We start from the raw sequence: 334 nt of genomic DNA on the forward strand, positions 1-334 counted from the left end.
ATCAGAATTCCGTAGCCGCGATCATCTGAAAGAAAGATAATACCAGCTTCTTCAAAAACACGTTTGATCCGACATAGCGTTGCGGGACGAAGCGTTTCGCCTTTTTCAAGCCTCACGATGGTTTGCTGAGAAACTTTGGCGGCGACCGATAAATCACGGACGCCCCAACCAAGCCCGACCCTCGCCAAGCGACACTGATTTCCATTCATATCATAGCAGTGCACTGATTTTGGTTGCATGTCGCTGGCGGTTTGATGTACTGTTGAGACTCAAAGCGGCCGTTCTGGGTGTTAGGACCACCCAAAACGACCTGACCACAACCAAGCTTACAGGA

Annotated in this window: 1 protein-coding gene; it reads right to left on the reverse strand. The window is 50.0% G+C overall.

All coding sequences use genetic code 11. The features are described from left to right. On the reverse strand, positions 1–209 hold a 209-nt coding region (locus RCF13_RS10720; protein WP_308141148.1), incomplete at its 3' end, for a helix-turn-helix transcriptional regulator. Positions 210–334 lie beyond the last annotated feature (125 nt).

This window comes from Stenotrophomonas maltophilia group sp. RNC7 (assembly GCF_030910085.1).
GTDB lineage: Bacteria > Pseudomonadota > Gammaproteobacteria > Xanthomonadales > Xanthomonadaceae > Stenotrophomonas > Stenotrophomonas sepilia.